Below are 15,377 nucleotides of genomic sequence, written 5' to 3' on the forward strand. Positions count from 1 at the left end.
GCCTAGAAATAAATTTTATGCATAAAATTAACAGTATATAATTCTCCATATTCTACGCAATTTTTGAATACTTTCTTTTTATAAAAAAAACCTCAATATCAACCAATTACCTGAGAGTTTGCTGTCGCATTCTTTCTATCAACAAATTTTTGTTTCAATAACATCATGTCTTCGCTTACTTTTTTGTCTAAGATTTTTGCATAATGCTGGGTAGTCTTAATACTTTTGTGACCCAGCATTTTACTTACACTTTCAATAGAAACTCCATTGGACAAAGTAATAGTCGTTGCAAAAGTATGACGAGCGATATGGTAAGTCAATTCTTTATTTACACCACAAATATCAGCGATTTCTTTTAAGTAAGCATTCATTTTCTGATTGCTCAATACTGGCAGCAATCTACCTTTATTAATGCAAATTGGGTTCATTTTATATTTTTCAATAATCTTTTCCGCCTGAAAGAGCAAAGGAATATTAGAGGTCGTTTTGGTCTTTTGGCGTTTGGTAAAAATCCATTTATTGTTGTCTAATCCTATCGTGATATTATGCTCTGTAAGTTGTTGGGTATCTATATAGGCTAGACCCGTAAAGCAACTAAATAAAAAAATATCACGAACCAAAGATAATCTCTCGTTTTTAAAATCTTTGGCAAAAAGCATCTCTATTTCGTCTTCATTGAGAAATTCTCTTGTTACTTCATCAAACTTCGAATGATAGTTCAAAAAAGGGTCTCTCTCCATCCAACCGTTAGCAAGACAGATGCGAATGATTTTTCCGAAATTCTTGATATATTTTACCGCAGAATTATTATTGCAGGATTTTTCAGTTCGAAGAAAGAATTCAAAGTCGTTAAGAAAACCATAATCAATTTTTTTCATGTCAATGTCAGAAATATTGTACTTCCATTTCAAAAACTCTTTGGTATGCTTTATAGTGGTTTTATAACGAACTAATGTCCCTTGGGCAAATTCCTTCCCTACTAGCTTCTCCATTCGATCATTATGATCTTGAAAAACAGGAATAAGTGTTCTGTTGAGTTCTCCCCTACCCAATAGCTTATTTTTAAGAGCTTCACAAGTCACTATTTCTTTATCTCTCATCAACTCATGATAAGTCTCGTAAACTTTCTGCTCAAATGTTTTTAGATAAAAATTAAGCAATCTGTTTTCTTCTGAGGTACCACTGACCTTCTGCATCGCAGAATTCCATTTCAAAGGTTTTGAGGTACGTTTCGTACTGATCTCAGAGATTTTACCGTCAATGGTAATTCGCAAATAAATAGGAACTTCTCCTGCAGAATTGACTTTGGTTTTTTTTACATAGAAAAGTAAATTAAAGGTCTTGTTCATTTTGTGTGGTTTTAAGATTTAAAATTAACCTTAGCAAAACCTCAGCACAAGATGTTCAGTTGCTGAACTAGCTCCTGAACACGGTTTATCTGAATTTCCAGTGACCTATTTTAACCTGTTTCAACAGGTCACTGAATAGGTCACTTTCAGATTGTGCTTTTTTAACTCTTTTTGAACATCCATAAAACGAAAAAAGCTTTAAAACGTATGTTTTAAAGCTTTTTGTACTACTTTGATATTGTAGTTGCGATCCGGACGGGATTCGAACCCGCGACCTCCGCCGTGACAGGGCGGCATTCTAACCAGCTGAACTACCGGATCTTTTTTATGCACTGATCAATCAGTTGTGATTTGAATGCGTCCTGCCAACCTTATCGGGATGACTGGCGTTTCTACCACTTGAATGACCGTATTATCTTTGTTTGTAAGAACTCCTTTCTTTTTGATGACTGCAAAAGTACAACTTTTATTACAGCCTGCAAATGTTTTTTAAAAAAAATGCTCTCCTGATCAGGAAAGCACTCATTTTCAAGCAATTTATTTTTTATAAATGTGCTGATAATTTTTCAGAGATTACTTCTTTTGAAGCTACTCCTACAATTTTATCAACCACTTCTCCATTTTTGAAAATCAAAACGGTAGGAATATTTCTGATTCCGTAGTCTACAGAAACCTGTTGGTTGTTATCTACATCTACTTTTCCTACCACTGCTTTTCCTTCGAAATCAGCCGCTACTTCTTCGATAATCGGGCCCAGTGTTCTACACGGTCCACACCATACTGCCCAAAAATCTACCAATACCGGTTTATCTGAATTCAAAACCATTTCCTGAAATGATTGATCTGTAATTTCTAATGCCATTTTTTTATCTATTTTAAATTAATTTATCAATGTACAAATTTACGATATTCCTGTTAATTCAAGTCTTCGTTTATCTATGTTCAATATTTGCTTTTTCTATGTGAAAACTTTTTGCGATTTCTACTAAAGCATCAACCAAAGCGTCGATCTCTTCTTTGGTGGTAAGATGGCTGAAAGAAACCCTTAAAGGCGTTGTATGATCCATCTCTTCTTCATCTACCACCATCATCATCACCATAGAAGGTTTTGCCGCTCCCGAAGAACATGCGCTCCCCTGAGAAATTGCAATTCCCTTCATATCCAATTTTAACCCGATCATCGGATCTTTGAAAGGCAGCAGTACACTGAGCACCGTATATAAACTGTTGTCCATTTCTGCGCTTCTGCCGTTGAATTTTACGCCTTCGATTTTCTGAGAAAGCTGATCGATGGTATATTGTTTAATTTCTTTGATATGATTGGCGTAACTGTCCATATTTTTCAGGTAAATCTCCAGCGCTTTTCCCAGACCTACGATTCCGCAGACGTTTTCTGTTCCTGCCCGTAAGCTTCTTTCCTGGGGACCACCGGTGATAATTCCTTTTAAGCCTGAAGCTTTTCTGATGAATGCAAAACCACTTCCTTTGGGTCCATGGAATTTATGAGCGCTGCATGAAGCAAAATCTACAGGAATATCGGAGAAATCCAAATCCATGTGTGCCATCGACTGCACCGTGTCCGAATGGAATAACGCGTTGTTTTCCTTGCAAAGCTGAGCTACTTTTTTGATGTCAAGCAGATTTCCTATTTCGTTATTGGCATGCATCAAGGTGACCAAAGTTTTCTTGTCAGAACTTTTCAGTAGATTTTCCAGCTGCTCCAAACTCACATCTCCTTTTTTATCAGGACGGAGATAAGCCACTTCCACTCCTCTTCTTTTCTTCATATCTAAGACCGTTTCTGCTACGCATTTGTGCTCCAGAGGCGAGGTAATAATCCGCTCTACTCCCAAATGATCGACACACGATTTTATAATCATGTTATTGGATTCTGTCCCGCAGGAAGTGAAAATTATTTCTGCCGGACTCACTTTCAGATAATCTGCAATCTCTCTTCTCACGTTTTCGATGAGTATTTTGGCTTCCTGACCAAAACTGTGGGTGGATGATGGATTCCCATAATTGTTTTTCAAAACAGACACCATTGCATCGATAACCTCTTCTGAGAGCGGCGTTGTCGCAGCATTATCCAAATAAATTTTATTCATTTTTACTTTTCCTTTTTTTTAGATTTTTCAGACTTTAAAATTAATGAAAAAATTTAAACTGAGCTTCATTTGCCCAATCCATCATTTCCTGATCACCGGAAGTATCACCGAAAGCGATGGTTTTATCGTATTTTTTGTCTGATATTGCTTTTTCTATTCGGTTTACTTTTTCTTTGCCATAGCAGTTGCTTCCTACAAAATCTCCGGTGAAGATTTCATCTTTAAACTCTGCCTGTGTGGACAGCAGATTCATGTTGAATTTTTCTGCAAAAGGTTTCACCCAAATATCGAGTGAAGCAGAAACGATATAACAGTCTGTTTGTGAATGATCGATATTTTCAATGAATTCCAATGCATTTTCCCTAAAGATTTCAGGGTAATACTGATCAAAAAACTGCTGTGATTTTTTTTCAATTTCCTCCCGCTTCTCTCCTTTGAGAACTGAAGAAATAAAACTCTTTTTCACTTTTTCTGCCTCTAAAAGATTTAATTTCAACAAAGTAAAAAGCGGAATATGTTTAATAAACTGTCTTCTGAATTTTGAAGCATTATAGAATTTGAGATACAGAAACATGGTGTCTTTATACGTTAATGTTCCGTCAAAATCAAAGCAATATAATTTTTTCATTTGTTTTTAAAAATACGTTTTCAGTTAATTCTCTCCTAAAATTCAGGCCTGTTTTTTATCGTACTAAAGTTTTAATTTCTTAAAAATAAACTCCGGAATATTTTTGATGATTACCATGATAATACTCCAAACCGGCAGAACATATACCTCATTTTTTTTATTTTTATAGGCGCTGTAAATTTCTTCCGCTGCTTGTTTTGGGCTTGCAGTCAGTTTAGGATTCAGCGGCAGTCCTTCGGTCATTTTCGTGGCCATAAAACCGGGCTTTACGGTAAGAACATGAACTTTCTTGCTGAACAGGTAATTTCTCAATCCACTTAAATAGGCCGTTAAACCGGCTTTTGCACTTCCGTAAATAAAGTTGCTTTGCCGCCCGCGTTCTCCTGCGACCGATGAAAGAACGATCATGGTTCCGGATCTCTGCCGCTCCATTTTATTGGCGAAAAAATTAAGAACAGGAATCAATTTCGCATAATTGATATCGATGATTTTCTCCGTATTCCTGTTATCGTAAAGCCCTTCTTGTGTTCCTTCGCCGAGATATCCGGTTGCGCAAAAGAGCAGATCCGAAGTGATTTCATCAAAAGTGGTATAATCCACTGGCCGCAGCAAATCGAGTTCGATAATCTCTGACTGCTGAACATATTTTACCTCAAGATGTTTGGCAAATTTCTCGGTGGTTTCTTTATCAGAAGTAAAGAGAAATATTTTCGCAAATTTTTCACCCGCACTTAAAGTTTTCTCAACAAAGGCCTGGGCAACTTCTGAATTGCTTCCTAAAACGATCATAGTTTATTGTGTAATTTCTGGATGTGGAGTCTGAATGCTTTTTAAACTTACTTAATTCCGAAGATTATTGATTGTGAATTCTCTTTTGCTGCATGGAAACAAATTTCGGATTCTGAACATTTTGCAGATAATTGGTCAGCGATGATTTGCTCATCGAATCTTTGGTTAAATAAATTCTGCCGCCAAATTCTTCAACAATATGATCGAGCTGAGCGACCAGTTTCTTCAGTTTCGAATTGACTTTAAAATCCAAAGCCAAAGTATAACCTTCCATCGGAAACGAATTATAGGCTTCCGGCTGATCTTTTCCAAATAATTTTAAAACTGCGAGAAAAGATCCGTTTCCACTTTTGGCGATGGTTTCCAGAATTTTCTTCATTCCTTCTTTTCCTCTTTCTTTGGGGATCACCAATTGATACTGGATAAATCCTTTTTTTCCATAGATCCGGTTCCAGTCGCTCACGATATCCAGAGGATAAAAAAATCGTTCATAATGCACGAAATTTTTAACGTCTTTTTTCTTCTGTTTACTGTAATACAAAAAGTTAAAGAACTTCACGGTAAGGCGATTCAGCACAAAATTGGGAAAGTAGAACGGAACTGACGGGCTGCTGATTTTCTTCAGTTTTAAAGGATTGTCCTGTAATTTCTTTGGCAGTTCATGTTTAAAAGCGTGTTCGCCGCGCATCATCACACTTCTGCCCAAGTTTTTATCTTTTTGGAGACAGTCAATCCAGGCCACGTTATAAGTCCAGGATTCACTTTCGTCAAATAATTTAAAAATTTCATCTAAATTTTCTGCCTTAATGCTTTCCTGGCGGATATAAGAACTTTCAATATTTTTCAATTTAAATTTAGCAGAAAGGATAATTCCCGTTAATCCCATTCCGCCTATTGTTGCCCAGAATTTCCCGGGATTTTCACTTCTCGAGCAATTGAGGATTTCTCCTTTTTCGTTCATTAAAGAAAATTCAATTACATATTCTGAGAAACAGCCTTCTGCATGATGGTTTTTACCGTGAACATCAGAAGCAATTGCTCCACCAACCGTAATAAATTTAGTGCCCGGCGTTACAAAAAGAAAGTAACCTTGCGGAACAATGACTTCTAAAACGTCGGAAAGCAGCACGCCGGATTCACATTCGATGATTCCGTTCAAACGGTCGAAACTGATGAACTTATTCAGTCTTTTGGTAGAAAATATATTTTCAGAAAGTGCTGCGTCACCGTAACATCTGCCATTTCCTCTGGCGATGATGTCGTGATTATCGCGGACATATTCTTTAATTTTAGCAGGCGAATCTTCGGACTTCATTTCTTTTTCCACCACGGGAAAATTCCCCCAGTTCGTCACGGTCTGTTTGTAATCTGGTTTCATTTTTTGAAATAAATTTGTAATAAAAACGCCGCCAACCAAAGCATCAAAGTAACCTGGATGTATCGGTCTTTATAAATAATTTTGGTCGGTGATTCGGTTTTGTTATAAACCAGAGTCTGCTGTAAATAACGTAAAAAAGCAAAAACAACAAAGATGACCGTATAAAAAACTCTGGGATGGAACCGCTGCTGAACTTCCGGCGAAAGGGTAAACATCAGATAACAGACGATTGCCAAAGCACAACTGATTGAAAGTGCGATGTCGGCAAACTGCACATTATAGCCGTCCAGTGATTTTCTTGTTCTCCCCGATATTTGAGCGTTGATCAGTTCACCTCTCCGTTTTCCGATTGCTAAAACCAAGGCCAAAACAAAAGTAAGCAAAATGGCCCACTGCGAAATTAAAATTCCGGTAGCATAACCGCCGGCTAATACCCGGAGTACAAAACCAATGGAAATAATCATGACATCTACAATCGCAACGTGCTTTAGTTTAAACGTATATGCCAAATTCATCACGAAATAAAAACCGATAATACTTGCGAATTTCCAGAAGTTATCCAATAAAAAATCCCGGCTTAGGAACATTAAAACAGCTATCAAAGACAGAAGGATGATTAAAATAATCCTGGCAGTTGATTTTGAGATGGCGCCACTTGCCAGCGGACGGTCTTTTTTGTCAGGATGCTTTCGGTCGGATTCGATATCAGAATAATCATTAATGATATAAATGCTGCTGGCGACCAAGGAAAACATGATAAAAGCAAAAATACTTCTGACTAATAAATCAAAATGGGTAATATTGCCCGAAAAAAAGAGCGGCAAAAAAACAAAACTATTTTTGACCCACTGCTCTATGCGAAGCAGTTTTAAGTATTTCTTCATTCATCTAAAATTCTATTGCGAAATTAGTGAATTTTAAATAAAAAAAAATCCGCCGGAGCGGATTATATATCAGTATTTTAAGATGAGCTTATTGTCCTGATTTAGCATCATTAATCATATTTTCATTTGCGGTAATGGCAAATTCCACTCTTCTGTTCTGTGCTCTGCCTGCTTCGGTATCATTGGAAGCAATTGGATCAGCTTCACCCATTCCCATGGTATTCATTCTCATTGAAGACACACCTTTGGAAGATAAATAACTTTTAACCGCTGCCGCTCTTCTGTCGGAAAGGGCAAGGTTATAAGAGTCTGTTCCTTTGCTGTCGGTATAACCGTAGATATTGATATTGGTATCAGGATTATTTGCCAGAATAGTTGCTAATTTATCAAGGTTTATTTTAGCGTCTGAAGTAAGATTAGAGGAGTCAAATCCGAAGTTGACCATATTTTCTTTCATGGTTACTTTAATTCCCTCACCAACTCTTTCGACTTCGGCACCAGGTAAAGTTTCCTTGATTTCTTTGGCTTGTTTATCCATTTTGTTACCGATAACATTACCGGCTACTCCACCAATAACACCACCAAGCACAGCCCCTAACGGTGCGTTTTTACCCTTACCTAAATTATTACCGAGAACGCCACCTAAGACCGCTCCTGCAGCAGCACCGATTACCGTTCCTTTTTGTTGATTGTTTGAGTTTTTTACAGCCTCACAACTGGTCATCACCATTGATGCGGAGATAAATAGTGCTGCAATATTTGTTTTGTTGAAAATTTTCATAATGTTTATTTTAATATTTTTATTTCATTCCTGTTCTTTCGAAATTGTAAACCACTCTTACATTTTCTCCACCTGAAGGAATATTTTGCTCTAAACTAAATTGATCCGCGGTCTGGCTGATTAAATTTAATGAATAACCTACCGTAACTGCTTTGGCTTTTGAGCCTTCCAACAGTTTCTTGAATTTAAATTCATTACCATTAGTTACCTCAAATTTAATAGGCTGAATAACACTTGGGCAGCTTCCACCACCATTGATGGTATAAGAACCGGTCCAGTTATTTGGGATCAGTCTCCAGTGACTTCCAACAAAGCATTGCGCATCAGCACCTTCATCAAAAGGTTTTACTTTGTAGTTCTTGTCATAGTTTACGCTGGTAATCTCCCAGTCGCCTTTCAGTTTCAAAAATTCTGCACGGCTGGACTGCGCAGTTTTTGCGGTGGAACATGAGACAGTAAATGCTGCTCCGATAATTCCTGCTAATAATAAATTTTTCATAGTAGTTACAATTAATTAGTTTAACACTACAAAAAACCGTGCCAAGTAAACATCAAAAACCAAAAAACCCGAATTAACGGGTTCTTTTTTACTATTTAAATAAAGTCTTATTTAATCAACGAATTACCGTTTAACCTTCTTTTTCTTTACTGCAGAAGGTTTCACTTTTGCAGGAGCTGAATGAGGCGACGGTTTATAAAAATTCGAATAGGCATACTCGGCTGCTTTTCTTACATCGATCACACCGCCCGCTTCAGAAATAAGATCAAATCTGTTATTGGTGTTAGAATTAATCATGGCATTTACCGACGATTTATTTGAAGTTTTCACCAATGCTTCGATCATCTGTGCAGGAGTCAGATTCGGCATATACGCAAGTAAAATAGAGGCAGCACCTGCCACAACCGGCGATGCCATAGAAGTACCCTGCAGATATTCGTACTTACCATCCGGAACGGTAGAGTAAATCTTGTCGCCTGGTGCGAATACATTGACCATTTTTTTATTGTAATTGGAGAAGTCGGCTCTCAGGAACTCATTATCGTTGGTAGAAGCTCCCACAACAATCATATTGCTGATGAAGGGCTGGGCATCATCTGCGTTCTTAAAATTTGTCGGAAAATAAACATGCTCCGCAATATTCTCATTTTCATTTCCTGCGGCTTTCACCAAAAGAACTCCTTTTGATTCGGCATATTTAAAGGCATCCCACACGAACTCTTTCCCCGGAGAAACCGGTTTTCCGAAACTCATATTTAATATTTTTGCACCGTTGTCTACGGCATAGCGGATTGCATTGGCAACATCTTTATCTCTTTCATCTCCATTTGGAACTGCACGTACAGTCATGATTTTCGCCGTTTTATAGCCTACTCCATACTGCACTTCACTGCCCTGCGGCATACCCGCAATAATTCCGGCAACGTGGGTTCCGTGCTGTGCATCAGGACCTTTGTAGTGATTATTCCCATATTTTTTTTCTGAATAATCGTCGTACTTATCTCCAACAATTGAAGCTCTGGGATCATAATCCAAATTATACTGTTTCAGGGCCTGTGGTTCGTAGTTATCCAATGCTTCCTTCATTTGAGCAGTTAAAAATTTCTGTACTTCAGCCGGAGATTTACCGGTAACAGAAGGATCTCTGCTGACCTGCGCTAAAACAGAAACCGCCATTGACTGCTCGGGAGTAGCCGGTTTAATTGCTACCACAGCTTCCTGGGTAAGATTCTGACCGTTGAGCATTGCAATCATCGACGGAATCATGTCGGAGATTCTCTTATAGGTTTCGTAATTCTGCTTTGCTTCAATGCTCTTTTTGGTGAAAATTTCTTTCGACTTCATGTACATATCAAAGTCCGCCGGCATTTTCGCCTGATTGGCTTTGTTCTCTACAGAATTAGCACCTTCGAAAATCGGCTGATATTTTTTAACAACACGGGTTACTTCCATATTATCGACATCGGTATCTCCGTTTTTTCCGCCGATGAAATTCCAGCCGTAGATGTCATCGATATATCCGTTTCCGTCATCATCGATTCCATTTCCCGGAACTTCGTTGACGTTAACCCACCTGTTTTTGATCAGACCGGGATGTTCAACATCTACTCCGCTGTCTAAAACCCCAACGATTACTGTTTTTGGTTTTAACCCTTTGGATTCTAAATACTTGTATGCGTTTTGGGTATTGACCCCATAAATATTGCCTGAGGCAATATCCTGATGATACCAGGTCATCAGATTTTTATCCTTGATCGGATCTAGAGGAGCAGCTGCCTGCTGTGCAAATGATACAACGCCTGTTATAAAACAAGCCGCGATTACTATTTTTTTCATATTATTTCTGTTGAATGGTTCTGATATAAGTCATCGATTCCGGGCCTTTGTTACAAATAAGATCAATGATTGACAGGTCTTCTAAAAAACCATATTTATCTGAAAAAGACTGATAGTAGTCTTCCATGTGATAAGCGGTTTCTGATTTTGCTGAAAACTGATCTCTGTAACTGAGCACCAAAGGTTCTTTGAAGAACTCACTATTCAAAGAATATGCCTTTTCTGTTTTCAGAATTTTCTGAATCACTTTTAAAGCATTAAGATTAAATTCTATCAATGAAGTGGACCGGAACTTAAAGATTTCTTCAAGCTGATCTTCATAGTAGTCAAAATAAGGAGAAGTCTGGTAAGCGGTTTTTATGGATTTCCAATGAAGTTGCTGCCATTTTTCCCGGGTAGAAGTCTGTATTTCTTTTAATAGTCTTGTTCCGTTGTGATTCATCGGAATAATCAGAGACAGTTTTCCGTTGGCGCCATAAATATTGGCTCTATTGCGGTAAGTCTGCTTTGGAAAATGTTCATACTGTTCGAAAATGATCCCGGCATCTTCCTGCAAAAAAACAGAAAACCATGAAATTGGAGGAAGGTAAAATATCGGTAATAAAATAGGCATTGCTCAATACTAAATTTTAGATGAAACATGAAAGACCGCTTCGCTTCCTGATAAAAGACAAAACGATGATTCGAAAAATTAAACGTACTCCTTTAAAATCGAAGTCAATTTCTACGATGTACAAATTTTCTGATCGGGAACGGAACCCCTAGCCCCGATGGAAGCGGCATCCCCCGAATCTGCGGCAGCAGTGAGGGGATACAGCGGACAGCGGGAAACAGCTCCCAAAAACATTACTGCTCTTCTTTTTTCTTTTTAAAGAGTTTCACAATGAAATCCCAGCCGAAAAACAATCCAAGAATTAAAGCCGCAACCCACCAGTAAGAGGTTTTGTGCAGCTCGCCGGTATTGGTCGCTTTGAACATTCTGTCCCAGCGGATTTTGGTGTCTGCCTGATAAGAAGAGCCGCTGTCCTTGAACAGTCCCTGCACACTCAGCCAGGTAAACATGGGTGATCCCACGATATTCTCTTCCGGAACAAAGCCGAAAAACCGTGCATCCAGAGACGCATCCCGGTTATCACCGATCATCATGTAATAATCCTGCTGAATGGTATATTGGGTGGCTTCTTTGCCGTCGATAAATATTTTTCCGTTTTTATTTTCTAAATGATGGTGTTCATATTCTGATATAATCCACTGATATTCGGGTAAAGTGTCCTGATTTAAAGTTACGACATCGCCTTTTTTCGGGATTCTCAGCGGACCGTACCAATCCTGATTCCACTTTTTATTAATGGGGAAAATCGATTGGGTAGTATCGATGTTTTTGGTATAGGCATCTCTGGCCGCATTTGCTTTATAAGAAACCGCTGCGGAATCTTTTTCCCAAATATGTTCTTTGAGGTCGATAATCTGTGGAAGGGCTTTTATTTCTCTCGCGGTCTGATCGGTTAATCCCTGAAAATCATACATGAAACCGTTCTGCGTCTGGATTTCCTGAACCGGTAAAAAGCCATAAGTTTTATACAGTGCCGGGATATCCAGCTGGCTCCCGGTGGTCGCGATGTACTTATGCTGCAACTGCTGGTCTCCTAAAATAACTTCGGGTTTTCCATTAATGAAAAGTCGGCCGGCTCTCATCTCAAGCAAGTCTCCGGCGACGGCGACACATCTTTTCACGTAAGGATCTTTCCGGTCAATGGCCGTGTGCACAGAATCCTGGGGATAATTGAACACTACGATATCGTGTCTCTGCGGTTTCTTTAACTGCAAAATCCTGCTGTAAGGAAGTTTGATGGCATCAACATACGATTTGGGATCATCTTTCGGGTTTCCTTTTTGTCCCGTATCCATAATGGTTCCCTGCAGGAATGGCAGTGCTACCGGCCGCATCGGCATTCTGAAACCGTAGGACCATTTATTTACAAATAAGAAATCTCCGACCAGAAGCGTTCTCTCCATAGAACCGGTCGGAATCCCGAACGGTTGGGTAAAGAAGACGTGAATAATGGTGGCAAAAACAACCGCAAAGGTAATAGAACCGGTAAAAGTATCTTTCTTTTTAGATGCTAATTCTTCTTCTGTCAAATACAGATCGTCTTCTTTCTCCACTTCGGGATCTTTCGAATAATTAACCGCCGCCAAATAAATAAACGGAAGCAGGATCGTCAACAAAGTCTGTACAAAAGACTTTTTGCCGAAATGCCTCATTAAAAACAAATGGAAAGCCGTCATCATAATCGGCCCGACAATCGGAACATACGATAAAACCACCCACCATTTTGAATGTTCAGTTTCTTTTAAGATAATGAAGTAATTATAAAACGGAACAAACGCAAAAAGCGGATTGTAACCCATTTTCTTAAAAAGTTTCCACGTAGAAATCCCCATCAGTAAAGAAAGGATGACAACGTAAATCGAATAGGTAAGAAAGTAATTCATAGTTTATTGCTTATCACTATTAGTTTAGTGTATTTCAAAATTGTTACAGGTTCATGAGTAATGAGTGGTAAGTAATGAGTAATTGCTTATCGCGTATTACTATTACTTATTAAAAAGCACATCGTTCATGGTGAAATTTCCCGTTTTACCGATAATCCATTCAGCGGCAACTACAGCTCCTACTGCAAAACCATTCCGGTTGAAAGCAGTGTGCTTGATTTCGATTTCATCAACATCGCTTTTGTAGTAAACGCTGTGTGTACCGGGAACTTCATCCTGACGAATGGCAAAAATACCCAGTTCTTTGTTTTGGGTTTCATCGAGTTTCCAGGCATCGAATCTTTGGTCATTTTTAATGATTCCTTCGGCGAGGGAAATAGCAGTTCCACTAGGTGCGTCTTTTTTGTGGGTATGATGAATTTCTTCCAACTGCACCTTGTATTCGGGAAAATCCTTCATCAGGTTGGCCAGTTTTTCGTTCAGCGCAAAAAACAAATTAACACCCAACGAGAAATTAGATCCGTACAAAAAAGCCGTATCATTCTGAAGCGCAATTTTCTCGATTTCCGGTTTTTGATCGAGCCAGCCGGTTGTTCCGCAAATCACAGGAATTTTATTTTCCAGGCAGATTTTAATATTATTAAAGGCGGCTTCCGGATGAGAAAATTCGATGACCACATCAGGATTATTCAGGTTTTCGGCAGTAGGAGTTTCGCTTAATCTCGCTACAATTTCGTGACCTCTTTTGGTGGCAATCTCATCAATGATATGGCCCATTTTTCCGTAACCAACAAGTGCTATTTTCATATTTATTTATCGCAGTGCGTTTGTTATTAAATGAATGATCTGTTGTAGATCAAACCTTATTTTACTTTAATCAACGGTTAATGTTTTCCACCACCCCGTCACAAAAGATTTCGTAAGAAAAGAGTTAATAAAAGTTCACCAAATGAAAATCTACAGATTTCCCTCCTCTATGGTCTTCATAAATTACGTTTTTACTTCCAGTTCTTTTCCCTAAAATCTTTTATGACTTTGTGGTTTAAAAAACTTTTATTTTCAGTTACCTCCTATTTTATAATGGTGTAATTTACCTTTAATTAAAAATTATAACTTAAACTCAAACCGGCTTTAGAATTCATCTTTCCGAATTCGTCAAAAATCACGGTGGGTTTTAAGGCCAGATCCGGATCATGTCTTCCTTCATACAAGTGTGCATCTACGACTGCATCTACAATATTCAGGATATACACCAAACCGGTAATGGCGATTGCGTAATCACGCTGTCTTTTTGCCCGGTCCTGGGTTCTGCCCAAAACTTCTTTGGTAACGCCGGGAATATCCGAGAATTCATGCTTTTGCCCGTTTAATTCCGCGACAAAAGCATCTCTGTAACGGTTATACTGTTTTTGATTCCAAAGCGTAATCCCAACTCCGGTGCCGATGCCGCCCCAAACGATGGGAATTTTCCAGTATTTCTTATTGTAATACTGCCCTAATCCCGGAAGGATTGCGGAATACAGACCTGCTTTGGTAGGATTAAATTTCATTACACCCGCAGGCGCATTGGCCTTTTCAATATTGGTAAGCACCTCTATTTCAGAAGGTACCTGTTTTGCAGAAACCGAATCTGTTGGATAATTTTCAACACGGATGGTATCTTTCGGACTGATCTGTGCGAAAGTCATCATTGAAAATAAAACCAAAAATAGTACCTTAAGTTTTTGCATTATTTAAAGTGTGCCAGAATTTGTTCTAACTCTTCTTCATTTTTGAAATCGAGAACGATTTTTCCTTTTTTGCCGTTGGCAGCGGTTTTTATTTCTACTTTAACTTCCAGAATATCGGCTAAATTCTTCTCTACTTTTTTGAAATGATTCGGCAGCTGTGTTTTCGGTTTCTTAACTTCCTCGTTGGGATTTTTCAGCAAATGGGCTTCCTGCTCGGTTTGGCGGACACTTAAGTTATTTTTTAAAATCTTATCAAAAAGTTCCTTTTGCTTTTCCTCCTCTTCTACACTGATGATCGCTCTACCATGTCCCGCAGAAATCTCACCACTCCGGATGGCGTTCTGAAAGTCAGGATTCAAACGCAGCAAACGGATGGAATTGGTAATCGTACTTCTTTCCTTGCCCACTCTCTGGCTTAAATTCTCCTGAGTCATTCCGATTTCCTCCAGCAATCTTTGGTAGGTGAGCGCAATTTCGATGGCATCTAAATCTTCTCTCTGAATGTTTTCAACCAAAGCCATCTCGAGCAGTTCCTGATCATTGACCAGACGGATATAAGCCGGAACGCTTTTTAAACCGGCAATTTTACTGGCCCGGAAACGTCTTTCCCCAGAAATGATTTCAAACCTGTTGCCTTCTTTTCTTAAAGTAATCGGCTGAATGACACCCAAAGTTTTGATAGACTGCGCCAGATCATTCAGTGCCTTTTCATCAAAGTAAGTCCGTGGCTGAGTGGTATTTGGATCAATATCTTCTAAAAAGACCTCCATAATATTGCCGACAAATTTGTCTGCACCTTCATCGGTAGCGGAGTTGACCGTGGCTTTCGACTCGGCGCTCAAAATCGCACCCAATCCACGTCCCATTGCTCTTTTCTTGTCTTTCATTGTTAAAATATT

General features: G+C 38.7%; 15 protein-coding genes and 1 tRNA gene. All 16 read right to left on the reverse strand.

Annotated features, from left to right (window positions below):
- Window positions 1–98: 98 nt before the first annotated feature.
- Window positions 99–1,349, reverse strand: coding sequence for a site-specific integrase (locus tag NBC122_RS13905; protein ID WP_133440945.1), 1,251 nt, complete (start codon window positions 1,347–1,349; stop codon window positions 99–101).
- Window positions 1,350–1,596: 247 nt separating this feature from the next.
- Window positions 1,597–1,670, reverse strand: a tRNA-Asp gene (locus NBC122_RS13910).
- Between the two features lie 223 nt (window positions 1,671–1,893).
- Window positions 1,894–2,211, reverse strand: coding sequence for a thioredoxin (trxA, locus tag NBC122_RS13915; RefSeq protein WP_133440946.1), 318 nt, complete (start codon window positions 2,209–2,211; stop codon window positions 1,894–1,896).
- 70 nt (window positions 2,212–2,281) lie between these two features.
- A complete protein-coding gene (locus NBC122_RS13920) occupies window positions 2,282–3,457 on the reverse strand; it encodes a cysteine desulfurase family protein (protein WP_133440947.1) in 1,176 nt (391 codons plus the stop codon).
- Window positions 3,458–3,497: 40 nt separating this feature from the next.
- On the reverse strand, window positions 3,498–4,085 hold the full coding sequence (locus NBC122_RS13925; RefSeq protein ID WP_133440948.1) for an HAD-IB family hydrolase: 588 nt from the start codon (window positions 4,083–4,085) through the stop codon (window positions 3,498–3,500).
- A 63-nt stretch (window positions 4,086–4,148) separates the two neighbouring features.
- A complete protein-coding gene (locus NBC122_RS13930; RefSeq protein WP_133440949.1) occupies window positions 4,149–4,874 on the reverse strand; it encodes an SDR family NAD(P)-dependent oxidoreductase in 726 nt (241 codons plus the stop codon).
- 64 nt (window positions 4,875–4,938) lie between these two features.
- Entirely contained in the window at window positions 4,939–6,252 is a 1,314-nt protein-coding gene (locus NBC122_RS13935) for an FAD-binding oxidoreductase (RefSeq protein ID WP_133440950.1), read from the reverse strand.
- The gene (locus tag NBC122_RS13940) at window positions 6,249–7,136 is read right to left on the reverse strand and encodes a decaprenyl-phosphate phosphoribosyltransferase (RefSeq protein WP_133440951.1); all 888 of its coding nucleotides are present in this window, start codon (window positions 7,134–7,136) and stop codon (window positions 6,249–6,251) included. The genes NBC122_RS13935 and NBC122_RS13940 overlap by 4 nt, the downstream gene beginning before the upstream one ends.
- 88 nt (window positions 7,137–7,224) lie before the next feature.
- The gene (locus tag NBC122_RS13945; protein ID WP_133440952.1) at window positions 7,225–7,917 is read right to left on the reverse strand and encodes an OmpA family protein; all 693 of its coding nucleotides are present in this window, start codon (window positions 7,915–7,917) and stop codon (window positions 7,225–7,227) included.
- A gap of 19 nt (window positions 7,918–7,936) precedes the next feature.
- On the reverse strand, window positions 7,937–8,416 hold the full coding sequence (locus tag NBC122_RS13950; protein WP_133440953.1) for a lipocalin family protein: 480 nt from the start codon (window positions 8,414–8,416) through the stop codon (window positions 7,937–7,939).
- Window positions 8,417–8,539: 123 nt separating this feature from the next.
- Entirely contained in the window at window positions 8,540–10,252 is a 1,713-nt protein-coding gene (locus NBC122_RS13955) for a S8 family serine peptidase (protein WP_133440954.1), read from the reverse strand.
- A 1-nt stretch (window position 10,253) separates the two neighbouring features.
- Complete coding sequence (locus NBC122_RS13960; protein ID WP_133440955.1) at window positions 10,254–10,865, reverse strand: WbqC family protein; 612 nt, start codon at window positions 10,863–10,865, stop codon at window positions 10,254–10,256.
- A 233-nt stretch (window positions 10,866–11,098) separates the two neighbouring features.
- A complete protein-coding gene (gene lepB / locus NBC122_RS13965) occupies window positions 11,099–12,748 on the reverse strand; it encodes a signal peptidase I (RefSeq protein WP_133440956.1) in 1,650 nt (549 codons plus the stop codon).
- Between the two features lie 102 nt (window positions 12,749–12,850).
- The gene (gene dapB, locus NBC122_RS13970; protein ID WP_133440957.1) at window positions 12,851–13,555 is read right to left on the reverse strand and encodes a 4-hydroxy-tetrahydrodipicolinate reductase; all 705 of its coding nucleotides are present in this window, start codon (window positions 13,553–13,555) and stop codon (window positions 12,851–12,853) included.
- 293 nt (window positions 13,556–13,848) lie between these two features.
- Window positions 13,849–14,478: a DUF5683 domain-containing protein gene (locus NBC122_RS13975; protein WP_133440958.1), complete on the reverse strand. Its 630-nt coding sequence runs from the start codon at window positions 14,476–14,478 to the stop codon at window positions 13,849–13,851.
- A complete protein-coding gene (locus tag NBC122_RS13980; RefSeq protein WP_133440959.1) occupies window positions 14,478–15,365 on the reverse strand; it encodes a ParB/RepB/Spo0J family partition protein in 888 nt (295 codons plus the stop codon). The genes NBC122_RS13975 and NBC122_RS13980 overlap by 1 nt, the downstream gene beginning before the upstream one ends.
- Between the last annotated feature and the right edge of the window lie 12 nt (window positions 15,366–15,377).

The sequence above is a fragment of the Chryseobacterium salivictor genome, assembly GCF_004359195.1.
Lineage (GTDB): Bacteria > Bacteroidota > Bacteroidia > Flavobacteriales > Weeksellaceae > Kaistella > Kaistella salivictor.